Raw genomic sequence first — 22,442 nt, forward strand, 5'->3', positions numbered from 1 at the left:
AAAAAACTTTGGTAATTGTATACAGGAGCCGGAGCGATTTAAAAGAGTTCTGCGAATTTATCGTTTGCTTCTTGTTCGCTATAAAGCGTCATTGTTTCAATGTTGTCAACCGCTTCTTGAATATACGGCTCAAAATCAACAAAGCTTTCAAAGTGTTCGATTTTTTCTTTTTTAGGTCGTGTTTTCGGACTTGGCGGCGTAAAGATCGTACAGCAGTCTTCAAACGGCTGAATGCTTGTCTCATATGTGCCGATTTCTCGTGATTTTTCGATGATTTCTGTTTTATCCATGGCGATTAACGGACGCAAAATCGGTGTTGACGTCACCGCATTAATCGCATACATGCTTTCAAGCGTTTGGCTCGCTACCTGACCGAGGCTTTCTCCAGTAATGATGGCAAGCCCATTTCTCTTTTCTCTGATTCTGTCGGCAATTTGAAGCATGAGGCGGCGGGTTGCCGTCATTGTGTAGTTCTCAGGTATTTGTTTTTGGATGAGCTCTTGCGTTTTCGTAAACGGAACGATATGAAGCGTCATGCTTCCCCCAAAGCGGGACAGGCATTTTGCCAGATCCATTACCTTTTGTTTTGCGCGCTCGCTTGTGTACGGCGGGCTGAAGAAATGAACAGCTTCTACCGATAGTCCCCGTTTCATCGCATAAAAACCAGCCACAGGGCTGTCAAAACCGCCGGAAAGCATTAGCATCGCTTTGCCTGCAGAACCAACGGGCAGGCCGCCTGCACCTTTTTCATCGCGAATCGTCAAAAAGGTCGCTTCTTCCCTGATTTCGATTCTGAGCGGGATGTCGGGATTGCGAACATCGACCGTCAATCCTTCTGTATTTCGCAAAATATGGCCGCCGATTTCAGCGTTCATTTGATTTGTATCTAATTCAAATTGTTTATACGCTCTCTTCGTTGCGACTTTAAACGTATCACCAGGCTGATACTGATCTTCGATAGCCTGCAGAGCAGTTTCCTTAATATCATCAAGGCGGCTATCACACTTAATCGCCAGGCTGAAGCTTTGAATGCCAAACACCTGCTTTAAATGAGGAAAAAGAGCCTCAGGATCTTCTCCATTTAATGTAATCGTCATACGGTCCCGATTGGAAAAGTATTTTAAGTTCGGATAGTCTTTCAAAACGAGTCTGACGTTTTGCTTTAAGCGCTCAATAAAGCTTTTTCTGTTTTTGCCTTTGGTTGAAATTTCCCCAAAACGAATTAATATATGATCGTAATTCATGTTCTACCTCATCATTTTCTTTAATTTTTTGATGCCAGGCACAAGTGCGTTCATAAACGGTTCTGTCACATCGCTTGTCTGGCTGTAGTTTAAGCTGATTCTGATGCTGCTTCCGGCAATCTGCTCTCCCTTGCCCATCTGTAAGAGAACTTTGCTGGGCTTATGCTCTTTTGCCGAGCAGGCCGAAGTTGTTGAGACGAATATATCCTGTTCCTCGAGCATGTGTAAAAGCACCTCTGCTTTAATCCCCGGAACAGAGAAATTAATAATGTGCGGCGCACTATTCATTTGAGGCGTGTTGACAACGACACCTTCAGTTTCACTCAGCCTTTTCATAAACAATTCCTTTGCGGCAGCCATCGTGTCAAGCCTTGTTGCAAAATCAACAGCGGCAAGATTAATGGCTTTGGCAAGCGAAACCGCACCCGCAGTATGCTCCGTTCCGGCCCGAATGCCTTTTTGCTGAGAGCCGCCCGTTATCAGGGGAATAAGACGTGTTCCTTCTTTTACGATAAGCGCGCCTGTCCCCTTCAGCCCGTGAAACTTATGCCCGGAAATCGAACAAAGATCAATGCCTGCCTTTTCAATCGCCAAGGGCACTTTATAGATGCCCTGCACATAATCGACGTGAAACAAAATGTTCGGGTGCTCTTTCAGCACTTCTCCTGCCTTTTCAATAGGCTGCACCGAACCGACTTCATTGTTCACATGCATCATGCTGACAAGCACGGTATCCGGACGGATGGCTTGTTTCAGTTCTTCAATTGAAACAAATCCGTCTTCGTTCACTGAAAGATAAGTGACATCAAACCCGAATAACTCTGTCAGCTGTTCTAACGATTCCGTAACGGATGGATGTTCAATAGAAGTGGCAATGATATGTTTGCCTGCTTTTATTTTTGACAAAGCGGCTCCTTTTAAAGCCAAATTATTAGCTTCTGTAGCGCCTGACGTAAATACAATATCATAATTCTTTAGGCCTATGGCTCTTTTTATCTGATGTTTAGCTGCATGAAGCAGCTGTTCCGTTTCAACTCCATACCGGTGCAAAGATGAGGGATTTCCAAAATATCGTCTGCTTGTTTGTTCATATGTGTTCAAGACTTCATCGTAAGGTTTGGTCGTTGAACTATTGTCTAAATATAACATCTTTTTACTCCTTTAATATGAAAGCGATACAAAACTGATTTTATATGTTACCATAACAAATTACTGCAGAAAAAGTAAATGAAATTACTATTGACTTCTTCATACATTCACCTATAATTAGATTTGTTACTTTCGTCATATTATCTGACAATTAATTGACAGAATATTCTACCATAGTGAAATTAGGAGGATTTATACGTTATGAAATCATCACTATCAGCCAAGGAAACGATCGCCATTGGGCTTATGCTCTTTGCTTTGTTCTTTGGCGCAGGAAATATGATATTTCCGCCGGAACTTGGACAAGCAGCCGGTGAAAATGTTTGGAAAGCGATGATAGGCTTTCTCGTGACGGGTGTCGGCCTGCCGCTTTTAGGTGTTGTAGCTGTTGCATTAACAGGTACAGACGCTAAAGGCCTTGCAGATAAAGCACATCCGGTCTTTGGAACCATTTTTACAGTCGTTCTGTATTTAACAATCGGACCGCTGTTTGCGATTCCGCGAACAGGCACTGTTTCTTATGAAATTGCGGCTGCACCTTTTGTAGGAGGCATGCCGGCATGGCTCACACTTCTTATTTTTACGTTTCTTTTCTTCGCTGTTACGTACTACCTGGCTTTAAACCCTACAAAGCTAGTTGACAGGATTGGCAAGGTATTAACACCTATTTTACTTGCTGTTATCGCAATCTTAGTCATCAAAAGCATCGTGACGCCGATGGGGGACATTCAGTCGCCGCTTGAAACGTATGCTTCCGGATCATTGTTTAAAGGATTTTTAGAAGGCTATAAAACAATGGATGCACTTGCTTCTATCGTGTTCGGAATTGTCGTTGTTAATGCCGTTAAGGACAGAGGCATTACAAGCCGTAAATCAGTTGCTTCCGTATGTATTAAAGCGGGACTTGTTGCCGCAGCAGGACTCGGCCTGGTTTACGTATCACTCGCCTATTTAGGAGCAACAAGCACAGATTCTGTCGGACTCCTTGGTGCAGGAAGCAAAATTTTATCAGAATCTTCACAGCACCTGTTCGGATCATTAGGAAATATCATTTTAGGCGTCGCTATCCTATTCGCGTGCTTGACAACAAGCATTGGCCTTGTCTCTTCATGCGGAAATTATTTCTCAAAGCTGATTCCTTCTTTATCTTATAAAGCCGTTGTAACGATTGTCACTGTGTTCAGCTTTATTATTTCTAACTTTGGGCTGTCAAATATTATTTTGTTCTCAGTTCCTATTTTATCAGCTATTTATCCGTTAGCAATTGTTATCATTTTGCTTTCATTTATTGAAAAATCATTTAAAGGTAGACGTGAAGTATATATTCTTTGTTTGATTGCAACAGGTATTTTCAGTATTATTGACGGTCTGAATGCCGCGAGCATTCCGCTCGGTTCTTTAAATAAAGTTCTCGGTCAATCGCTGCCGCTTTACAGCTTAGGATTTGGCTGGGTCATCCCTGCAATCATTGGAGGCATTGCCGGTTATCTGATTTCTCTTGCTACCGGTTCGAATAAAAAAACAGCTAATATCAACCAGTAAAAACAAAAAGCCTTAATGGATGTAGATCCAAAAAGGCTTTTTTATATTCTGAATACATTAAAAGGCCGAGCACTCACGCGTCGGCCTTTTATATACAATTTATTGATATTGATGCTCTTTTGTCTTTTGTGATTCTATTTTTCGGACAGCACCTGGTGCAGCCTTTTCAACTGCTGCTGCTGCAATTTCATACGCTTCACTGTAATCATATTCATAAAAACGTCTTTCCGCTTCTTTCAGCTGTTCAGATAAAATATGATTCTGGCTTCTGAACCTGTTTCCGAACTGAATGATTTTTTCAATGAGGATCACCTGCTCGACAAGTTCCTCTGATTCCCTGCTTGCCCTGTTGACGATATCTTCTGCTTGCTTTAAATGGGCTCCGGCTTCTTCCATGTTTAATGGAAGTTCGTTTAGTTGATTGACTGTTTCTTGAATATGATGATATGCGTTTTCCAGCATCTCTTGAATATGACTCGGAATGCCTGGTATATTGCTTGTCTTCAGCAGTCTTGCTGTCTCAGAAATTGTTTTTTTCAAATTGCTGAGCGTCTCTCTTGCCTGAAGTTCTTCTTTTCTCAGCGCTTGCAGATTTTCACGGTATTCGGCATGCTCTTTTTTCACTTCTTCAATCTGCTTCTCTATTGATGCAACTTCTTCCACTAAAAGTGAGTAGGCGACGTGCTCTGCATCGAGCTTATCTTTAACGGATGAGAGCAGCTTGCCAATTTCATCAAGGCGCTTTTCAAAAGCCTGCTGTTTACCGAGCTCGCCAGCTGTCAGCCTGTAGCTTTCCTTCACCAGCTCAGTTTCCGCCTTTGTATCCTCTTTCTCTTCTATCAGCTTGTCATAAGCAATGATCAATTCAGGCATTTTGCTTAGCACAGATTGGCCGGCTTCGACTTCGCCCTCCAGCTGCTGATAAACAGATTGAATATTTTCGTCTATGAGCTGCAGGATTGCGGACGCTTCATCAATATCCAGCTCAGTCATCAAGACATGTTCCGCCCGTTTCAGCTGATTTGACAGATTTTCTAATTCCTTATCAAGCTGGATATGCTCAAGCTTATACCCTTTCTCTTTCATTTCGCGATAGCCGTCTTTGAGCTTTGCAATCTGGCCTGGCACCGTCTGCTTGCAGTCAGCCAACAGCTTCGGCACGTCATCTATGTATGACTGAAGCCGATCAAGATTGCGGTCCTGCTCAAGCAGCACTTTACGTGCAGTAATATAGTTTCCGCCTTCTGTTTCTTCTTCAAATTGTTTGATTCCGCTCCAAATTTCGTCAAGATCCTTTTCAAGGCTGTCATAAAGCTCTCCGTAAAGGTGGCTGTAAGCCAGCAGGTTTTTTCTCGATTTTGAATAGCGTTCTCTCACCTGTTCAATCTCTTCACGGCTCTTTTCCTCACTTGTGACGAGGTCGCTGATTTCGCGAAGAATCTTTTCAATGTTCGATTCCGCCGCTGTCAGCAAGTCGTCGATATGAACGAGCACTTGATTGGCCTTTTTAAAACGATATTTGTCTGCATTTTCCTCGGCATCATAAAGGAGCTCTTCAACTTTCGGCATGTGGGCTGTGACAATCTCATCCCATTCTTCACGCCACTTCTCAAAGAACTCTTCTGTCTGACCCGTCATTTTTAAGTGTTTAATTTTGGACATTTCTTCCACAATCGACCGGTTTAGAATTTCAATCTTCCACGATTCCAGCCGGTCAATTTCAGCGTAGATTTTTTTCCTGAAAAAGTAGCCTGCCGCAAACAGCGCGAGCAGTACAATTAATAATCCAATGACAAACTCCATAATGAGCCCCCTTGCTGTTAACCTTAATCTGTCAGGGTGTTTTATTTATTCAGAAAGATTTCAGGATATGTATTGAGAAAAACTGTCGTTTTCATTGTTATTATGATACCATGTAACCAACATTTTTTGACCAGAAATCAAAAACTTTTTGTGCAAAATCGGCAGGATTTGACTATTTTTTCATGGAGTGACGCCAATGCAAAAGCGAGACGGACATATTCACACACCATTTTGCCCTCACGGCTCAAATGACACACTCAGACAATATGCAGAAGAAGCCTTAAAAAAAGGCTTTGATTCGATTACTTTTACCGAACACGCCCCATTGCCGCCCTCTTTTACTGATCCGACACCGCTGAAAGACAGCGCGATGGCACAAGCCTCTCTGGAGCGCTATATCAACGAAATCTCCCGATTAAAGAAAGAATATCGCGGACAGCTTGCCATACGGACGGGGCTTGAGGTCGATTATATTGCTGAATTTGAAGACGAAATTACATTATTCCTGGACACATACGGGCCATATTTAGATGACAGCATCCTATCCGTTCATTTTTTGCGCGCAGGTTCTTCCTATCTGTGCCTTGATTATGATGAGCATACCTTTAAGGAGCTGATTTCAGCCTGCGGGAGCATTGAAGCTGTATATGAACAGTATTACCGCAGCATCTATTCTTCCATTGTAGCATCTCTCGGCTCTAATAAGCCAAAAAGAGTCGGTCATATCACTCTCGTTCAAAAATTCATCAAGCTGTTTCCATACAGCATGTCTGAACATATTCGCGGACTCGTTTCTCAGTGCCTGAGTGCCATAGAAGAAAACGGAATGGAGCTCGACTTCAATACTTCCGGCTTAAGAAAAACGTACGCTGGCAGCGTTTATATCGAGGATTGGATGCTGAATGAAGCGAAGCAAAAGAAAATCCCGCTTGTGTTTGGGTCTGATGCCCATCAAGCGGGAGATGTCGGATACGCATATGAGACGTTTTTGAAGGGTGCTAATTGATAAGCGCCACGTCTCCTGTCCGGAAGACGCTCCTGATCCAAATTTTGATTTCTTCAAAGTACATTTTATAAAAATACGGCTCGTGCGGCTGCATGTAGAGCACTTCTGAAATATATTGAGGCTGGAGATATGGCATCATTAAGAGAGATTTTAATTGAAGAATAAAATGGGGCAGCGGCAGCGTTAAATGTTCACGCTGTTTTTCTCCTTCCTCAATGATCAGCTGGAAGATATACTTTTCCTTCATTAGATATGTCGACATAATTTCCCTGATTAACGTGGAGTCAATCGTGACTTCCCGGTAGACAAAACGAGTTAATTGACGATGATTATGCTGATAGGATAAAATATCGAAAACCAGTTGGAGAAGCTGTTCTTGTGTACTTTGAGAAGAGATATTGCCTGCCGCTGTTTCAAGCGTTTTGCTGTAGCCTTCGTAAAACTCTGAAACTAAGTGTTCCATCAAACCTCCTTTACCTTTAAAATAGTAGGAGATGTGCGCAACATTTACATCAGCTGACTTTGCAATTTCACGGACAGACGTGCCAGAAAATCCTTTTTGGTTAAAGAGCATGACAGCAGATTCAATAATTTTGTCTTTGGTGCTTACTTTCATACGGCTCACTCCTTCCTCTTTGTACTATTCAAGCAGAAGACCGCTGTTCCTGTAAGAACTTATCGACAAATGCCGGCAGAAAAGCCGGAAATTTGTTTTATATTATAGAAAAAGTGAGGGTTTTCCATGTTCCATGTCGAAAAACAATCTGGAGATAAAGAAAAAGACTATCAGCTTCTGCTAAAACAGCTCGAAGCCATGACCGAAGACGAGACAGATCAAATTGCAAACTATGCAAATGCCTCAGCGCTTCTGTATCATTCTTTGCCTGAAGTAAACTGGGCTGGTTTCTATTTTGCCAAAGAAGAGGACGGACAGCTTGTGTTAGGGCCGTTCCAAGGTCTGCCGGCATGTGTTCGGATTCCTTTCGGCAGAGGCGTTTGCGGTACAGCGTATGCAAACGGAAAAGTGGAGCGTGTTGAGGATGTAAACGCGTTTCCGGGACATATCGCTTGCGATGCAGCGTCCCAATCAGAAATTGTGCTTCCGATTCATGTAGGCGGAAAAGTTGTCGGCGTCCTAGACATCGACAGCCCAGTGAAAAACCGTTTCGACGAAATTGATGAAAAATACTTATCACAATTTGCCGAAACGCTTGAAAAAGCGTTAGCACAGTAATATAAAAGCCCAAAACTGATATTGTTTTGGGCTTTTTTTATTTTATTGATTCGTGAATCATCAAGCGGTTTTTTCCGCTTCGTTTTGCGCTGTAGAGCGCTTCATCAGCCTCGTGCACAAGCTCTTTCAGAGATTTTCTTTTTTCTGTCGTCCAGCAGGAGATACCGCATGAAATGGTTACCTCGGGTTTCGTATTTTTTCTGACCGCATAAACCAATCTCTCAGTAATCCGTTTACCCACCGCAACCGGCACATTCGGCAAATAAATCGCCAGCTCTTCGCCTCCCCAGCGGGCGCCTACATCATGCTTTCGGATGTTGCTTTTAATCACCGAAGCGACTTGAATTAAAATCTCGTCCCCAGTCTGATGACCGTACGTATCATTTACATTCTTGAAATTATCAATATCTACAAGAATAAAGACACCCTTTTGGTGGATTTTCATGCTGTATTGAATTTTTTCATCTAAATACACCCTTGAATACAGTTCAGTTAGCTGATCTGTTTTCACGAGATGCTCAAGGCGGTCGCGGAGCATCGAATTGGTTACAGCCAGCGTTGCGTGATGAATCAGCGCTTGAAACAGCTTGTACATTTCAAATGTAAAAGCGTACAGTTCCTGTTTTAATAAAACCGCAAAGCCTAAAAGCCGGTCATTCTCAATCATCGGAGCGGCCATCAGCGAGCCGTAGCCGGCCTTTCCAAAAACAGACTGGCCATTTCCGATGAAAACCCCTTTTTCACCTTCATACAGCTTTTCTTTCAACTCATGATAAAAATCAGATGGCTTCGCTTCTTTAAAAAACACTGTGCTGCCAGGGAGCAATGTTAGCTTTTCAAAATGGTCTATATGAAAAAACCCCACTTCATCTGCCTGAAATGATTCTGCCATTCTCACAGCCAGATCATTCATCGTATCGGTCAGTGTCAGCCTCTGATTCAGGCGGCGTGACGTTTCATTGATCAATTCCAAATTTGCGATGCTTGCTTTGGATTGTTCATAGAGCTGGGCATTTTCAAACGCTTTTCCCGCCGCGTTTGCGATCAGCGACATTTCATCAAGGTAGACGTCAGTAATCAAACTGCCGCCCGTTCCTTCAACCATCAACACACCGTACGTTCCCTGCTGTCCTTTGATCGGAATGTAGGCGGCTGATTCATTCTTCCGCAAAATATCCCCCGACAAATACACTTTGAGAGCAAAGGAATCGGATTTTTCCCCTTCCATATACAGCTCTTTTGCAGGAACACCTAAACATTGATCTTGGTCGTGCGAAATAAACAATGAAAACTCAAAAGGAGAGAACGTGCGGGTCAAGCTTTCTAAAAGCTGCTTCAGCACCTCTGTCTGATCAAGCAGTGAATGGAACAGCTCTGTCATTTTGTATATCTTTTTTTGATAGATCGTTTTGATATAGAGCCTTTCCTGTTTCATTGACTGGTTTAAAAATGAAGCAACCATGTCCGGAAGCCCTTCAGGAATCTCTCCATCCTGCCTGCATGTAAGATGAAAGCGCCTGCTGGAACCGTCCTCAATCATATAAAATGAAGCGTTTATTTTCGAAGCGGAAAAATGTAATTCATCATCTGCCAGTTTTGCCGCAGAGTCAGATGGTGACGGTGTAAGCGAAACACAAAGGGATGAAAAATAGGTTTGAATAGCCGAAGTCAGCCATATGAATGAGTCGGTGAATGTGACTTTTTCAGATTTGGTTAATAAAAAATCGAGCATATGATAATGAAAGGCGGATAATTGTTCTTTTGTTTGTTCTACCATGTTTTTATCACCTAAAAGTTTACCACTAATTTTTGTTTATTATATCATAAACAGCGAAGCAGTAATGGAGAAATGGTTGACTTCAAAACAAATAAATTATATAATGACCTTTGTGTGAAATATTGCAGCCTTTTTGTTCAGCTTCTATGTTTTCATTTTGTTCCTTATCCATAAGGTGTATCGTGTAACTCTCTGCTGCTGGAGCGAGGATACATGAAAACAAAATGTACATGGTCGAATAGAGCAGACGGTTTTTATTTTCCACAAAAATAAAACCAAAGGAGGAGTCACATTATGGCTCGCTATACAGGTCCATCTTGGAAACTGTCCCGCCGTCTAGGAATCTCTCTTAGCGGTACAGGAAAAGAATTAGAAAAACGCCCTTACGCTCCAGGTCCACACGGTCCAGGACAACGTAAAAAATTATCAGAATACGGTTTGCAATTGCAAGAAAAGCAAAAGCTTCGTCACATGTACGGTGTAAACGAACGCCAATTCCGCACTTTGTTTGACAAAGCTGGCAAACTAGCTGGTAAACACGGTGAAAACTTCATGATTCTTTTAGATTCTCGTCTTGATAACGTTGTGTACAAGCTAGGTTTAGCACGTACTCGCCGTCAAGCTCGCCAATTGGTTAACCACGGTCACATTCTTGTAGACGGAAGCCGCGTTGACATCCCGTCTTACCAAGTAAAACCTGGTCAAACAATCGGTGTTCGCGAAAAATCAAGAAACCTTTCTATCATCAAAGAATCTGTTGAAGTGAACAACTTCGTTCCTGAATACCTTACTTTCGATGCTGAAAAGCTTGAAGGTACTTTCACTCGTCTTCCTGAGCGTTCTGAACTTGCTCCGGAAATTAACGAAGCGCTTATCGTTGAGTTCTACTCTCGTTAATCGTTTTAAAAACCCCTGCCGCTATGCGGTCGGGGTTTTTTTATCGTCTGTTTCGTCTTTTGCCTCTTGCTGGCCAACACTATCTCGCGCCTGCTGCTCCCAATAATCCCGCTGCAGCCTTTCTTTTGCAATCGTAAACATGAGATTCACGGTGAGCGCTCCTTTCTGTTAAAAGGTGGTGATTGATCGTGTTTGCCCTACCTAATATACTCTTTTCCTGTCTTTCCTATGCGCTAAACAAAAAAAGATCCTTTGCCCTTATCGGCAAAGGATTTTTTTCTTATTTATAAGTTACAAGGAAGTATTTTTTCTTCCCGCGGCGCAGGACAGTAAATTGGCCTTCGATGCGGTCTTCTTCCGATAAGATATAATTTATTTCCGTCTGGCGTTCGCCGTTAATGTAAACAGCTCCGTTTTGAATGTCTTCACGGGCTTGGCGTTTAGATGGAGATAATTTAGATTGCACCAATACATCTACAAGTGATAGCTCTTGGCTGCTGTCAGCTTCCATAGATGGAACATCTTTAAAGCCGACTTTTACGTCTTGGGCAGAAAGCTCTTTAATATTGCCGCTGAACAACGCTTGGGAGATGTTGATAGCCTGCTCAAGCGCCTCACGTCCATGAACGAGCGCTGTCACTTCTTCTGCCAGGCGTTTTTGCGCTTCACGCTTTTCAGGCGCCGTTTCTGTTTTCTCAGCGTATGCTTCAATTTCCTCTTTTGATAGGAACGTAAAGTATTTTAAGTATTTCACAACGTCACGGTCATCTGTGTTGATCCAGAATTGATAGAATTCATACGGCGATGTTTTTTCCTTATCAAGCCAGATAGCGCCGCCTTCCGTTTTGCCGAACTTCGTGCCGTCTGCTTTTGTGACAAGCGGAATGGTAAGGCCGAACGCTTTTGCTCCTTCTTCTTCTGATTTTCTGATCAGTTCAAGACCAGCTGTGATGTTGCCCCACTGATCGCTTCCGCCGATTTGCAGCTTACAGTTTTTGTCTCTGTACAGATTTAAGAAATCATAAGATTGAAGAATCATGTAGCTGAATTCCGTGTATGAAATGCCTGATTCAATTCTTGAGCTGACCGTGTCTTTTGCCAGCATGTAATTGATGCCGAAGTTTTTACCGACATCACGAAGGAAGTCGATCACATTCATTTTGCCGATCCAGTCAAAGTTGTTCGCGATGACAGCAGGATTTTCTGCAGCATCAAAATCCAGAAATCTGGACAGTTGGTTTTTGATTTTTTGGGACCATTCGGATACGATGTCAGCAGTATTTAATGTACGCTCCGCTTTTTTTCCGCTCGGATCGCCAATAAGGCCCGTCGCCCCGCCCACAAGCGCAATCGGATGATGCCCCGCAAGCTGGAAACGGCGAAGTGTTAAAATAGGCAGCAGGTGTCCGATATGCAAGCTGTCTGCTGTTGGATCAAAGCCTGAGTACAGGCGGATTTTTTCTTCATTCAGCTGTTTATTTAATCCCTCTTCATCCGTCATTTGCTGAATCAATCCGCGGAAGGATAAGTCTTCAAGTAAATTTGTCATGAGATAAAGCTCCTTTTTTGTTAAAATAAAAACGCCCCTTCGTTTACACGAAGGGACGATTAATTATCGCGGTACCACCCTACTAATAAGAGAATGCAAACATTCGTCTTATCACTTTGCCTGATAACGGATCAGGTCCGTTCTTTCACTACTGAAAGCCTGGCCGGCTTTGTTTGCAAAAGCGGTTCATGAGTGTATTCGAGATATCCGTCTGTGCTGATTTTCACCGGCCATCAGCTCTCTGGGACGTAAGGATATTCTACTTGTCTCAATCTTTACCTTTTCATATGAAGCTATATCATTTTTAACATAAATAAAATCCCGTGTCAACGTCGCCTTTTAATCCTCCATCGTTGATAGATCTCCAGCCGGCAGATTGAGCTCCCACGCCTTCAGCACGCGTCTCATGATCTTTCCGCTCCGGGTTTTCGGAAGCTTATCTTTAAATTCAATTTCACGCGGAGCCGCATGGGCTGCAAGACCCTGTTTCACAAATAGGCGGATCTCTTCTTTCAGTTTATCGGACGGCTCAAATCCTTCTCTGAGTGCGATAAAAGCTTTAATGATTTCTCCCCGCACCGGATCGGGCTTTCCGATCACGCCTGCTTCTGCAATGGCCGGATGTTCGACAAGCTTGCTTTCCACTTCAAATGGGCCGACGCGCTCACCGGAGGTCATTATGACGTCATCAACTCTGCCTTGGAACCAGAAATACCCTTCATCATCCATATAAGCAGAATCACCAGACACATACCAGCCGCCCGGCATGAAATACGATTCATACTTTTCAGGGTTATTCCAAATGGTATGCATCATGGAAGGCCAGCCCTTTTTAATGGCGAGATTGCCCATTCGGTACGGAGGAAGCTCGTTGCCCTGATTGTCAACGATTGCTGCCTCCACACCGGGAATCGGCTTACCCATTGAGCCTGGTTTGATATCCATGCAAGGATAGTTGCAGATGAGCTGACTGCCCGTTTCTGTCATCCACCATGTATCATGGATTCGCTTGTTAAAGACTTTGTGTCCCCATCTGATGACTTCCGGATTTAACGGTTCACCGACACTGAGCACATGCCGGAGTGATGTTAAATCATATTTTGCAGCCATCTCATCTCCCGCTCCCATCAGCATTCGAAACGCGGTCGGCGCGCTGTACCAGACGTTGACGCCAAGCTGCTCAATCGTTCCATACCAGCTTTCCGGGCTGAAACGGCCGCCAACGATGACATTTGTCGCTCCATTCAGCCACGGTGCAAAAATGCCGTATACCGTACCTGTCACCCAGCCCGGATCAGCTGTGCACCAGTAAATGTCTTCTTCCTTTAAATCAAGGACCCACTTTCCTGTCTGATATTGCTGAATCATCGCTTCATGGACATGAAGCACACCCTTTGGCGTTCCAGTGGACCCAGATGTATAGTGAAGCAGATAGCCGTCTTTTTTGTCCATCCATTCGATATCCAATCTTGTGCTCTCCTGTTTTGCCGCTTCATCATAATTGATGATGTTTGTGCCGCTCTCAGCCTCTCCGCCGACTACGAATATATGCTGTAAGTGAGGCAGTTTGTCAGCCGGTATTCTTTCCAGCAGCTCAGGCGTTGTGACAACAACCTTCGCCTCGCTGTTTTCAAGCCGGTCCTTCACCGCTCCCTCCATAAATGCTTCGAACAGCGGCCCGGCGATGGCGCCAATTTTGATAGCGCCAAGCATAATAAAATAAAGCTCGGGTGATCTCGGCATAAAGATAAAAACGCGGTCCCCTTTTTCCACATCTCCATACCGTTTCAGCACATTCCCGGCTCTGTTTGATTCTTCCTTCATTTCTTTAAATGTGTATTTTTCATCCCGGTTTGCGTCTTTATAATAAAGCGCTACTTTGTTTTTTCGAAACGATTCGGCATGACGGTCAATCGCTTCATACGCCGCATTTAGTTTCCCTGTCTCATGCCAGGAGAAATGTTTCTCTGCCTCGGCCCAATCAAAATGCCGGTACGTTTCTTCATAATTTTTTAAATGATGATCCCCTTCCACTGCTGGTAACGCTTTCAAATTCATGCCCAAACATCCCCCTTTGCTGAAGTTGTCACATTTATTATAGTATATATTCATATTCTTCTCAATTTTTAAAATATAAACCATATTGAAAACGCTTTATAATTTGTTATTCTTAAAGAAGGCATGTATTTTTATAAGAATTGATGGGACGGTGGATCAGTGGAACATCATAAAACATACCATTCAGCAAACATCAAAACAGCAACCGGCTCCTTACTGATAGAAGGGCCTGTCTCTCCAGAGGATTTAGCAGGTTACGAGTTTCATAACGATTTAACCGCATTTCGCCCGCCCCGTGAGCAGCATGAAGCACTAGTCGATATTGCAGGCCTTCCCGAGGGACGCATTATTATTGCCAGAGATGGCCGAACCATTGTCGGCTATGTGACGTATTTATATCCTGACCCGCTCGAAAGATGGTCTGAAGGAAATATGGAGGATTTGCTTGAGCTCGGTGCCATCGAGGTTGCGCCGGCCTATCGGGGATGTTCTGTCGGAAAGACGCTTCTGACCGTCAGCATGATGGATGAACAAATGGAAAACTATATCGTGATGACGACGGAATATTACTGGCATTGGGATTTAAAAGGGATGAAAAAAGATGTGTGGGAATACAGAAAGATTATGGAAAAGATGATGAATGCAGGCGGATTGGTCTGGTTTGCAACAGATGAGCCGGAGATCAGCTCCCACCCTGCAAACTGTCTGATGGCCCGCATCGGAAAAAACGTCAGCCAAGAATCAATTGAACAATTTGACAGGCTCCGTTTTTATCATCGTTATATGTATTAACTGACACTGACAAAGGGGAAAAAATAATGATTGTTGAGCAAATCATGAAAAGGGATGTCATTACATTAACGAAGATGGATACGCTTGAAACAGCAATATGCAAACTGAAGGAGTTCCATATCAGGCATCTGCCTGTTGTAGACGAAGACCGCCATGTGATCGGCATGATTACAGACAGAGACATGAAACAGGCCAGCCCGAGTATTTTTGAAGAAAGCAAACGGAGCCGATTTCTCACACGAAGCGTAGATTCAATTATGAAAAAAGATATCGTCTGCGCCCACCCGTTAGATTTTGTCGAAGAAATATCTGCTGTGTTCTACGAGCATGGAATCGGCTGTCTCCCAGTGGTGCAGCATCAAAAATTAGTAGGCATTTTGACAAAAACCGATTTGCTGCGGACGTTTGTCAAATTGACAGGAGCTGACCAGCCGGGATCGCAAATCGAAATAAAAGTAAACGACATCACCAAAAGCCTCGCGGAGATCAGCAGTCTTTGCCAAGACCTCCAAGTGAAAATATTAAGCGTGCTTGTTTATCCGCATGATGATCCCGGTGTAAAAGTGCTTGTCTTCCGTGTAAAAACGATGAATCCGCTGCCGTTTTTGCAGGCATTACAAAGAAATGGGCACCACGTCATATGGCCGTCAGAGCAAAGGGATCTGCTATGAGAGACAGTGTATTTATCTATTCTCCATCGTATCAAACCTATATGTTTCATCAAGAACATCCATTTAATCAGCAGCGGGTTCTGTTAACATACGATTTGCTCAAAATGATCAATGCCTTTGATGATGGAGACATTATCAGTCCCAGACTCGCGGAAGAAGAGGAGCTCGCTCTTGTCCATACGGACGATTACATTCAGGCGGTCAAGCTTGCGGGCGCGGGAAAGCTTCCCGCTGAAGAAGGAGAAAGCTACGGGCTCGGCACAGAAGATACACCTGTCTTTGCCGGCATGCACGAAGCGGCATCACTCTTAGTCGGCGGCACCTTAACGGCCGCAGACTGGGTGATGTCAGGACAAGCCCTGCATGCCGCCAACCTTGGAGGAGGCCTACATCACGGCTTTCGGGGAAGAGCTTCAGGGTTTTGCATATACAACGACAGCGCTGTGGCGATTCAATATATCCAGAAAAAATACAGAGCCAGGGTGCTATATATTGATACGGACGCCCACCATGGAGACGGTGTGCAATTTACGTTTTACGATAACCCTGACGTATGCACGCTGTCCATTCATGAGACAGGAAGGTATTTATTCCCCGGAACCGGCCAGATTCAGGAAAAAGGCAGCGGAAAAGGATATGGCTATTCCTTTAATATCCCGCTTGACGCTTTTACAGAGGATGATTCTTTTCTTGAGGCTTACCAGACAGCGGCTTCCGAAGTAGCCGCTTATTTCCATCCGGATGTCATTATCAGCCAAAACGGCGCCGATGCCCATTACTATGACCCGCTGACGCATTTATCTGCAACAATCAACATATACGAAGAAATTCCCCGGCTTGCACACACTTTAGCGCACCAGTATTGCGAAGGAAGATGGATTGCAGTGGGAGGCGGCGGCTATGATATTTGGCGTGTTGTGCCCCGTGCCTGGGCCAGGATATGGCTTGAGATGAAGGGAATTGATCCGGGAGACGATATCCCGCCAGAATGGATCGCTAAATGGCAAAAACAATGCCCCGTCACCCTTCCGTCCACCTGGAGAGATCCAGCCGATTTATATCCTCCGATTCCCCGCAAGCCAGAAATTACAGAAAAAAATGCACAAACCGTCAGCAAAGCATTATATGCGATACGATCTGAGCAGCAGCAAAGAACAAAATAAAAAACGACCTTTACAAAGAGGTCGTTTTTTATTTTTTGATGACGATTTCCACACGCCGGTTTTCCTTCATGTGTTCGTTTGTCTTGTTATCCTTTACAGGCTTTGTATCTGCATAACCGACAGCGATAAAGCGCTTGGAGGGAAGTTTTTCTTTTGATGTAAAATATTGAATAACTCCGCTCGCCCGCGCTGCCGACAGCTCCCAGTTAGACGGGTATCGGTATGTCGAAATGTTTCGGCTGTCTGTATGGCCCTCCACCTGAATGTCATTTGGAATGGTTTGAAGAAGAACAGCAATTTGGTGAAGAAGTGTTTCAGCATTTTTCAGCACCTTTGCCTCACCTGAATCAAACAGCACAGCCTCCTGCAGAACGAGCACGACACCGCGTTCATCCCGTTTGGCTGTCATTTGGGTCTTCAAATGATTGTCTTTTATATATGTATTTACTTTCTTGAGAAGCTGATCCTGCTGATCCTCTTGCTTCTTCGCATCGGCTGGCGAGGTACCCTTTTTTTCTATGGACGTTTGGCCAGGCTGGAGCCCGCCGCCTTCCTTTTGGATCGAATCAACTGCAGCTTTAAATTTTTGCAGATCGATTTGGGACATGGAAAAAAGTAAAATAAAGAACACAAGGATCAAAGTGATCAAATCTGAAAAGGTGACCATCCAGTTTGATGAAGAATGGCTGTTTTTCCCGCTTCCATTCCTTCTTTCAAAACGTTCTCTTCTAAGCTTCATGTACAGATCCCTTTTTTGTTTTTACTTGATTTGTCTGCTTCTGCCATTCTTCCCGAGAGCTGAAAACGACAAGCTGGCTTTCGAGATTGCGCGGGTTTTTTCCGGATTGGATTCCGATAATACCTTCCACCATTACCTGCTTGATGAAGATTTCACTTTCTGTTTTTTCTTCGAGCTTAGCAGCAATCGGGTTGAAGACCATGTTTGCCAGTAATGAACCGTATAAGGTCGTCAGAAGCGCAACGGCCATATTCGGTCCAAGCATATGTGGATCATTTAAGTTTTTGAGCATCAACACGAGCCCGACGAGTGTTCCGATCATTCCCCATGCCGGAGCGAATTCCCCCGCTTTTTCAAAAACACGCCGTCCTTTGCGGTGCCGTTCCTCCATTGCTGCGATTTCTGAATCCATGACGAGCCGAATCGTTTCTTCATCCCAGCCGTCAATCGCTAAAAGCAGCCCTTTTTTCAAGAACGGATCTTTGATTTCCCGAGCCTGATCATCCAATGATAAAAGCCCATGTTTACGCGCGTGATCGGAAAGAGAGACAAAGGTTTTCACAAGATCTTTCACATTGTCTTCCTGGCGGATAAATGCCTGCTTTAACACAGAGGGCGCTTTTTTCAGATCTCTCGGCGGAAAACTGATAAAAACAGCGGCGCATAGTCCCCCTGTTACGATGAAGAAAGAGGTCAGATCAAGAAAAGAGCGGAAACCGCTTACTCCCGATCCCGAGATAATCCCGATAACAATAATAATCGTCCCTAACACAAAACCAACAGGTGTAAGATAATCAAAACGTTTCATCATTTCTCCCCATGAAAAAAGCAAGAATTCACCTTAGAGGTGAAGCTTGCTCTCTTGTTTTTCTTATGACTTGGTTGACTTTCTTAGCTCTATACGGTGCGGCAGTTCGACGATATGCTCTTCAACCGGCTCTTTATTCATGAGCTTCGTCAACAGTCTCATCGCAACGGCACCAATATCATATGTCGGCTGAACAACCGTTGAAAGCTGAGGACGAACCATGAGGCTTAATCTCGTATTGTCAAAGCCGATAATCTCTAGGTCCTCAGGAATGGATAGGCCTTGATCCTGAGCCGCATGGATAATGCCGAGTGCCATTTCATCAGTTGCAGAAAGAATGGCTGTCGGTTTTTTGTCAAGGCTCATCAGATGCTGCAGCGCTTCAAGTCCGGAATCATATGTGTAATCCCCTTCAGCGACAAATTGTTCATTAAACGGCAGGTTCGCGTCTTCAAGCGCACGTTTGTAGCCTTGCAGTTTTTTTGAACGGTTGATCGGTTCTGTCATAGGACCGGATACGAATGCGATATCTGTATGCCCTTTATCAACCAATAACTTCACTGCATCATAAATCGCCTGTTCGTAATCGATGGCGACTGACGGTGTTTCCTCCTGCTCTTCTACAGAAGCGGCAAGTACGATCGGCACTGGGGAACGCTTAAATTCCGCAACATGCTCGTCCGTAATGTTTCCGCCCATAAACACGATGCCGTCCACTTGTTTGCCGAGCATTGTGTTTAACAGGTGCAGCTCTTTCTCCATGTTTTGGTCAGAGTTGCTCAAAATAATGTTGTATTTATACATTGTCGCGATATCTTCAATTCCGCGAGCAAGCTCTGAATAGAAAATGCTTGAGATATCGGGAATGATGACACCTACAGTTGTTGTTTTTTTGCTTGCCAGCCCTCTTGCCACCGCGTTTGGACGGTAGCCGAGACGGTCAATGGCTTCCAAGACTTTTTTCCGCGTTGTCGGTTTTACATTCGGGTTGCCGTTCACGACACGGGAAACGGTTGCCATGCTTACATTAGCTTCTCTCGCTACGTCGTAGATCGTAATATTGCTCATCCTAAAACCACTCCTTTTACTGGATACACTTATCCTTATCTATAGCATAAACACTTTATGTAGAGAAATGTCATAATGTCCGAAATTATGTCGTTTATGATTTGTAAGCGTAAGTCAGTAGTGTACATTATTTTTCATTATTCATCAAATTTAAATACTTCTCATGAAATTATACACGTTTTTATAGATGATGAAAACGTATACTTGGATTTTATAACTAATTAAACGAGAAAGCATAAAAAAAGGCCGCAGACGCGGCCTTTTGGATTGTTCAATTAAGCGTTGACTTTTACCATAGGTTTCAGTTCATTCAGCCATTTTTCGAATTCAGGAATCGCCATTTGCTGAGCAGAGTCAGATAGTGCGACTGACGGATCAGGGTGAACCTCAGCCATTACGCCGTCTGCACCGATCGCTAAAGCAGCTTTAGCTGTCGGAAGCAAGAGGTCGCGGCGGCCAGTTGAATGCGTAACATCAACAAAGACAGGCAAATGCGTTTCTTGTTTCAAAATCGGCACGGCAGAAATATCCAGTGTATTTCTTGTTGCTGTTTCGTATGTTCTGATACCGCGCTCACAAAGGATAATTTGGTCATTTCCTTGTGACATGATGTATTCAGCAGCATTGATGAATTCAGAGATCGTTGCAGCAAGTCCGCGCTTCAGAAGCACTGGCTTTTTCACTGCGCCGGCCGCTTTCAGCAACTCGAAGTTTTGCATATTGCGCGCTCCGATTTGAATGACATCAATGTAGTCCAGCGCTTCTTCGATATGAGCCGGAGTTACGATTTCACTGATCACTGCCAGGTCAAATTCGTCTGCTACACGTTTTAAGATTTGAAGGCCTTCAACACCAAGCCCTTGGAAATCGTATGGGCTCGTACGAGGCTTAAAGGCTCCTCCGCGCAAAATTTTAATTCCTTGTTTTTTCGCAGCTGCAGCCACTTCAGCCACCTGCTCGTAGCTCTCTACCGCACATGGGCCGACAATGAATCTTTGCTGGCCGTCCCCGATTTTTTCACCTTTGATATCTACAATTGTATCTTCAGGTTTTTTCTTACGGGAGACAAGCAGCGCTTTGCTGTGATCTTCTTCCTGAAGCTCTAAACCGGCTTTGAATATCTCTTTAAAAATGTGCTGGATGGTAGAATTTTCGAACGGCCCGTCATTGTTTTCAATGATATTGTTTAACATTGTGCGTTCTCTGACAGGATCAAATCGGTTAACACCCTGTGCTTCCTTCGCTTTACCGATCTCTTTTACAACATTTCCGCGTTCGTTGATTAATTTTAAAATTTGTAGGTTTAATTCGTCTGCTTTCTGCCTTAAAAGCTCTAACTCTGTGTTGCTCATTTTTTTCATCCTTTCCCTGCACATTCATTTTTTATTTTGTAGTTATCATGCATCTTACTATAAGTAATTCCAAATGGAAATACTGAAATACAAAAAATTTTATAAAAACTCTACTTTATTACCCAAACGCTTTTAAGTGATAAAGTAATCTATGAAGTTATCCTACATGATGTGAGGGCAATGTTCAAGGGTTTTTTCAAAAAAAAAGCGCCAGAATGTATCTGGACGCTTTTTTCTATGATAAATGCTGCTCAATGGCCGCTTCTGTAATTTGTGAATGTGAGGTATGCCATTTCACTTCACCGTTTTGGATGACGAAAACCTGAGGGCTTTCGTGCTTTACGCTGTATGTTTCTGCGATGAAATTTGACAGCGGCCGGGCTTCTTGTACTTGCAGATAATAAGCCGGCACATCCTCATGCTGATTTGCAAAGGCATCAAACTCATGAAATGCTGCCTGGCTGATCGGGCATGTGATGCTGTGTTTAAAGAAGACGAAAGTGCCTTCTTGTTCTGCAATCCGTTTAAATTCTTCCTCAGATTGAATAAGCTGTTTTGCCATGACTCAAGCTCTTCCTTCCCTGCTCAGCGATTGATATGCTCAGCCTGTTTTTGTGCATCTTTCAGTTCGTCTTTTACATCCTCTTTCGTTTGGAGGACTTGATCTTTTGTTTCATCGGCCGCCTGCATCGCTTCTTCTCTCATCTCTTGCATATCAGTTGATGAATCTGTTTTTGCAGATTTGGAACGATCTCTTAAATCCTTCACCTTGTTCATGATCTGTCCTGACTGATCTGCTACAAGCTGTGTGATGTTGGATGTTTTGTCTTTTGCGATACTGACATATTGCGTGCCTTTTTCCTTTGCATCTGCCGTCATTTTGTCAGTTTTATCTCGTAAAGCAACAGCTTGGCTGCCGAGATCGTCGCGAAGTTCTTTGCCTGATTTAGGCGCTAGAAAAAGAGCGGTCGTGGCACCGATGATTCCCCCGATTAAAGTTCCGATTAAAAAATCTTTACTATTAATTCCATCTTTGCTCATCATTATTCCTCCTCATAGTTTTTTTTCTCTTAGAGAGTTGATTTTTTTCTTAGTTTCCATTTCTCCCAAATTTCCATTGCTGCTTGGCTCCATGTGACAACTTGATTGATCTTGTCTTGATTTTCTCTTACTGATGCCGATACAGACCCTGCCGCCTGTTTCATGGATGTATTGAACTGCTGTACAGAAGTTCCAACCCCTTGAACAGCATGAACGACCGTGTTCAGCTTTTCTGATTTTTCCTGAATATCTTCAGCCAGGCGGTTGGTCTTATGTAACAGCTCGGCTGTTTCAGTTGTGATGCCTTTCATTTGTCCCTCCAGCCCTTCGAGAGTGGATGCGACGTGTTTTAGTGTCAGCTGCAGTGACTTCAATGTTTTAGACAAGTAGATCACTAACACCAGAAATGCGACTGCGATGAGTGCAACGCTTAAATAAAGAATAATAATCATCTCAAACCTCCTTGCTGCAGGATATACTGCTGTTTACCCGTTTTCTTAAATCATAAACATGTGTACTGGGCTGTATACATATTATTCTCCATTATGT

At 43.7% G+C, this 22,442-nt stretch carries 22 protein-coding genes and 1 other annotated feature; of the genes, 7 read left to right on the plus strand and 15 right to left on the minus strand.

Annotated features, from left to right (window positions below):
* Positions 1-38 precede the first annotated feature (38 nt).
* On the minus strand, positions 39-1,244 hold the full coding sequence (gene thiI / locus GYO_RS36815) for a tRNA uracil 4-sulfurtransferase ThiI (RefSeq protein WP_014114779.1): 1,206 nt from the start codon (positions 1,242-1,244) through the stop codon (positions 39-41).
* Between the two features lie 3 nt (positions 1,245-1,247).
* Positions 1,248-2,393 carry a cysteine desulfurase family protein gene (locus tag GYO_RS36820; protein ID WP_014114780.1) on the minus strand — a complete coding sequence of 382 codons (1,146 nt, stop codon included), beginning with the start codon at positions 2,391-2,393 and terminating at the stop codon, positions 1,248-1,250.
* A gap of 201 nt (positions 2,394-2,594) precedes the next feature.
* On the opposite strand from GYO_RS36820, the gene brnQ reads away from it, so the two are divergent.
* A complete protein-coding gene (brnQ, locus tag GYO_RS36825; RefSeq protein WP_014114781.1) occupies positions 2,595-3,935 on the plus strand; it encodes a branched-chain amino acid transport system II carrier protein in 1,341 nt (446 codons plus the stop codon).
* Between the two features lie 99 nt (positions 3,936-4,034).
* On the opposite strand, the gene ezrA is transcribed toward brnQ, so the two are convergent.
* A complete protein-coding gene (gene ezrA / locus GYO_RS36830; protein ID WP_014114782.1) occupies positions 4,035-5,738 on the minus strand; it encodes a septation ring formation regulator EzrA in 1,704 nt (567 codons plus the stop codon).
* 196 nt (positions 5,739-5,934) lie between these two features.
* Here ezrA and hisJ point away from each other — a divergent pair, with 196 nt between their 5' ends.
* Positions 5,935-6,744: a histidinol-phosphatase HisJ gene (gene hisJ / locus GYO_RS36835; protein WP_014114783.1), complete on the plus strand. Its 810-nt coding sequence runs from the start codon at positions 5,935-5,937 to the stop codon at positions 6,742-6,744.
* Here hisJ and refZ read toward each other — a convergent pair.
* Complete coding sequence (refZ, locus tag GYO_RS36840; protein WP_003223478.1) at positions 6,737-7,360, minus strand: transcriptional regulator RefZ; 624 nt, start codon at positions 7,358-7,360, stop codon at positions 6,737-6,739. The genes hisJ and refZ overlap by 8 nt on opposite strands.
* Positions 7,361-7,486: 126 nt before the next feature.
* Here refZ and msrC point away from each other — a divergent pair, with 126 nt between their 5' ends.
* On the plus strand, positions 7,487-7,978 hold the full coding sequence (gene msrC / locus GYO_RS36845; protein WP_014114784.1) for a free L-methionine (R)-S-oxide reductase MsrC: 492 nt from the start codon (positions 7,487-7,489) through the stop codon (positions 7,976-7,978).
* A gap of 37 nt (positions 7,979-8,015) precedes the next feature.
* Here msrC and GYO_RS36850 read toward each other — a convergent pair whose 3' ends face one another.
* On the minus strand, positions 8,016-9,755 hold the full coding sequence (locus GYO_RS36850; protein ID WP_014114785.1) for a diguanylate cyclase domain-containing protein: 1,740 nt from the start codon (positions 9,753-9,755) through the stop codon (positions 8,016-8,018).
* A gap of 294 nt (positions 9,756-10,049) precedes the next feature.
* Here GYO_RS36850 and rpsD point away from each other — a divergent pair, with 294 nt between their 5' ends.
* Positions 10,050-10,652, plus strand: coding sequence for a 30S ribosomal protein S4 (gene rpsD / locus GYO_RS36855; RefSeq protein ID WP_003223474.1), 603 nt, complete (start codon positions 10,050-10,052; stop codon positions 10,650-10,652).
* A gap of 21 nt (positions 10,653-10,673) precedes the next feature.
* Here the strand turns inward: rpsD and sr7p are convergent, their stop codons facing one another.
* From sr7p to acsA, 3 genes are all read right to left on the minus strand, one after another.
* The gene (sr7p, locus tag GYO_RS44250; RefSeq protein WP_014114787.1) at positions 10,674-10,802 is read right to left on the minus strand and encodes a small protein SR7P; all 129 of its coding nucleotides are present in this window, start codon (positions 10,800-10,802) and stop codon (positions 10,674-10,676) included.
* Positions 10,803-10,932: 130 nt separating this feature from the next.
* Complete coding sequence (gene tyrS / locus GYO_RS36865; protein WP_014114788.1) at positions 10,933-12,201, minus strand: tyrosine--tRNA ligase; 1,269 nt, start codon at positions 12,199-12,201, stop codon at positions 10,933-10,935.
* Positions 12,202-12,249: 48 nt separating this feature from the next.
* Positions 12,250-12,486: a binding site (T-box leader), on the minus strand.
* A gap of 54 nt (positions 12,487-12,540) precedes the next feature.
* Positions 12,541-14,259, minus strand: a complete 1,719-nt coding sequence (gene acsA / locus GYO_RS36870) for an acetate--CoA ligase (protein WP_014114789.1) — start codon at positions 14,257-14,259, stop codon at positions 12,541-12,543.
* A 159-nt stretch (positions 14,260-14,418) separates the two neighbouring features.
* Between acsA and acuA the strand changes: the two genes are divergently transcribed.
* The 3 genes from acuA to GYO_RS36885 are packed head-to-tail and all read left to right on the plus strand — an operon-like array spanning position 14,419 to position 16,885.
* Entirely contained in the window at positions 14,419-15,051 is a 633-nt protein-coding gene (gene acuA / locus GYO_RS36875) for an acetoin utilization protein acetyltransferase AcuA (RefSeq protein WP_014114790.1), read from the plus strand.
* 26 nt (positions 15,052-15,077) lie between these two features.
* Complete coding sequence (locus tag GYO_RS36880) at positions 15,078-15,722, plus strand: acetoin utilization AcuB family protein (protein ID WP_014114791.1); 645 nt, start codon at positions 15,078-15,080, stop codon at positions 15,720-15,722.
* Positions 15,719-16,885, plus strand: coding sequence for an acetoin utilization protein AcuC (locus GYO_RS36885; RefSeq protein ID WP_041521040.1), 1,167 nt, complete (start codon positions 15,719-15,721; stop codon positions 16,883-16,885). The genes GYO_RS36880 and GYO_RS36885 overlap by 4 nt, the downstream gene beginning before the upstream one ends.
* 28 nt (positions 16,886-16,913) lie before the next feature.
* On the opposite strand, the gene motS is transcribed toward GYO_RS36885, so the two are convergent.
* The 7 genes from motS to GYO_RS36920 all read right to left on the minus strand — a co-directional run bounded on the left by motS (position 16,914) and on the right by GYO_RS36920 (position 22,345).
* Positions 16,914-17,624, minus strand: a complete 711-nt coding sequence (motS, locus tag GYO_RS36890) for a flagellar motor protein MotS (RefSeq protein WP_014114793.1) — start codon at positions 17,622-17,624, stop codon at positions 16,914-16,916.
* Positions 17,614-18,432: a flagellar motor protein MotP gene (gene motP, locus GYO_RS36895; RefSeq protein WP_014114794.1), complete on the minus strand. Its 819-nt coding sequence runs from the start codon at positions 18,430-18,432 to the stop codon at positions 17,614-17,616. Before motP ends, motS begins: the two co-directional genes overlap by 11 nt.
* A 63-nt stretch (positions 18,433-18,495) precedes the next feature.
* Positions 18,496-19,500, minus strand: a complete 1,005-nt coding sequence (gene ccpA, locus GYO_RS36900; protein WP_041521041.1) for a catabolite control protein A — start codon at positions 19,498-19,500, stop codon at positions 18,496-18,498.
* A gap of 275 nt (positions 19,501-19,775) precedes the next feature.
* A complete protein-coding gene (locus GYO_RS36905; RefSeq protein WP_003223454.1) occupies positions 19,776-20,852 on the minus strand; it encodes a bifunctional 3-deoxy-7-phosphoheptulonate synthase/chorismate mutase in 1,077 nt (358 codons plus the stop codon).
* 235 nt (positions 20,853-21,087) lie between these two features.
* The gene (ytxJ, locus tag GYO_RS36910; protein WP_014114796.1) at positions 21,088-21,414 is read right to left on the minus strand and encodes a bacillithiol system redox-active protein YtxJ; all 327 of its coding nucleotides are present in this window, start codon (positions 21,412-21,414) and stop codon (positions 21,088-21,090) included.
* A gap of 23 nt (positions 21,415-21,437) precedes the next feature.
* Positions 21,438-21,893, minus strand: a complete 456-nt coding sequence (locus GYO_RS36915) for a YtxH domain-containing protein (protein WP_014114797.1) — start codon at positions 21,891-21,893, stop codon at positions 21,438-21,440.
* Positions 21,894-21,922: 29 nt separating this feature from the next.
* Complete coding sequence (locus GYO_RS36920; RefSeq protein WP_014114798.1) at positions 21,923-22,345, minus strand: DUF948 domain-containing protein; 423 nt, start codon at positions 22,343-22,345, stop codon at positions 21,923-21,925.
* Positions 22,346-22,442: the final 97 nt, after the last annotated feature.

Origin of the sequence: Bacillus spizizenii TU-B-10 (genome assembly GCF_000227465.1) — a bacterium.
Taxonomy (GTDB): Bacteria; Bacillota; Bacilli; order Bacillales; family Bacillaceae; genus Bacillus; species Bacillus spizizenii.

Coding starts and splice junctions, on each gene's coding strand:
- thiI (WP_014114779.1), bottom strand. CDS start 1,244: ATGAATTACGATCATATATTAATTCGTTTTGGGGAAATTTCAACCAAA.
- GYO_RS36820 (WP_014114780.1), bottom strand. CDS start 2,393: ATGTTATATTTAGACAATAGTTCAACGACCAAACCTTACGATGAAGTC.
- brnQ (WP_014114781.1), top strand. CDS start 2,595: ATGAAATCATCACTATCAGCCAAGGAAACGATCGCCATTGGGCTTATG.
- ezrA (WP_014114782.1), bottom strand. CDS start 5,738: ATGGAGTTTGTCATTGGATTATTAATTGTACTGCTCGCGCTGTTTGCG.
- hisJ (WP_014114783.1), top strand. CDS start 5,935: ATGCAAAAGCGAGACGGACATATTCACACACCATTTTGCCCTCACGGC.
- refZ (WP_003223478.1), bottom strand. CDS start 7,360: ATGAAAGTAAGCACCAAAGACAAAATTATTGAATCTGCTGTCATGCTC.
- msrC (WP_014114784.1), top strand. CDS start 7,487: ATGTTCCATGTCGAAAAACAATCTGGAGATAAAGAAAAAGACTATCAG.
- GYO_RS36850 (WP_014114785.1), bottom strand. CDS start 9,755: ATGGTAGAACAAACAAAAGAACAATTATCCGCCTTTCATTATCATATG.
- rpsD (WP_003223474.1), top strand. CDS start 10,050: ATGGCTCGCTATACAGGTCCATCTTGGAAACTGTCCCGCCGTCTAGGA.
- tyrS (WP_014114788.1), bottom strand. CDS start 12,201: ATGACAAATTTACTTGAAGACTTATCCTTCCGCGGATTGATTCAGCAA.
- acsA (WP_014114789.1), bottom strand. CDS start 14,259: ATGAATTTGAAAGCGTTACCAGCAGTGGAAGGGGATCATCATTTAAAA.
- GYO_RS36880 (WP_014114791.1), top strand. CDS start 15,078: ATGATTGTTGAGCAAATCATGAAAAGGGATGTCATTACATTAACGAAG.
- GYO_RS36885 (WP_041521040.1), top strand. CDS start 15,719: ATGAGAGACAGTGTATTTATCTATTCTCCATCGTATCAAACCTATATG.
- motS (WP_014114793.1), bottom strand. CDS start 17,624: ATGAAGCTTAGAAGAGAACGTTTTGAAAGAAGGAATGGAAGCGGGAAA.
- motP (WP_014114794.1), bottom strand. CDS start 18,432: ATGAAACGTTTTGATTATCTTACACCTGTTGGTTTTGTGTTAGGGACG.
- ccpA (WP_041521041.1), bottom strand. CDS start 19,500: ATGAGCAATATTACGATCTACGACGTAGCGAGAGAAGCTAATGTAAGC.
- GYO_RS36905 (WP_003223454.1), bottom strand. CDS start 20,852: ATGAGCAACACAGAGTTAGAGCTTTTAAGGCAGAAAGCAGACGAATTA.
- ytxJ (WP_014114796.1), bottom strand. CDS start 21,414: ATGGCAAAACAGCTTATTCAATCTGAGGAAGAATTTAAACGGATTGCA.
- GYO_RS36915 (WP_014114797.1), bottom strand. CDS start 21,893: ATGAGCAAAGATGGAATTAATAGTAAAGATTTTTTAATCGGAACTTTA.
- GYO_RS36920 (WP_014114798.1), bottom strand. CDS start 22,345: ATGATTATTATTCTTTATTTAAGCGTTGCACTCATCGCAGTCGCATTT.